The organism is Mesorhizobium sp. M5C.F.Ca.IN.020.29.1.1 (assembly GCF_003997375.1).
GTDB classification, from domain to species: domain Bacteria; phylum Pseudomonadota; class Alphaproteobacteria; order Rhizobiales; family Rhizobiaceae; genus Mesorhizobium; species Mesorhizobium wenxiniae.
The window spans coordinates 1-394 of the sequence record NZ_RZSW01001218.1; the positions used below are offsets into that span (position 1 = coordinate 1).

Sequence of the window (394 nt, forward strand, 5' to 3'; positions counted from 1 at the left end):
CGGCTCCGCTTAGGCACTACAGGGACAATGGAAGATCGCGCAAAAAGGATCAGGAAAGACAGGCCTGGAGACAAGGCCGACACAGTCAAGGTCGACCTGACCGCCGTTGTCGTTGCGCTGAGCGACAATGAGCCCTGTGTGCTGACCATCGGACAGGCGGACACCTTGCCCTCCGGTCCGCTTGCACTCGAGCACCGATCGCTGCAGTCCGGTTTGCGGGCGTGGGTCGAGGAGCAAACCGGGCACCCGCTGGGCTATATCGAGCAGCTCTATACCTTCGCCGACCGTGACCGCGCCGGCACTGAGCTTGAGCAGCGCGTCATCTCCATCAGCTATCTCGCACTCACCCGCAAGGAACACGCAACGACACCGTCCAGGTCCGGCTGGCAACGCT

General features: G+C 62.4%; 1 pseudogene. It reads left to right on the top strand.

Annotation, left to right across the window (positions count from 1 at the left end):
* Nucleotides 1–27: 27 nt before the first annotated feature.
* Nucleotides 28–394, top strand: a pseudogene (locus tag EOA85_RS37115) (hypothetical protein); the annotation flags it as partial.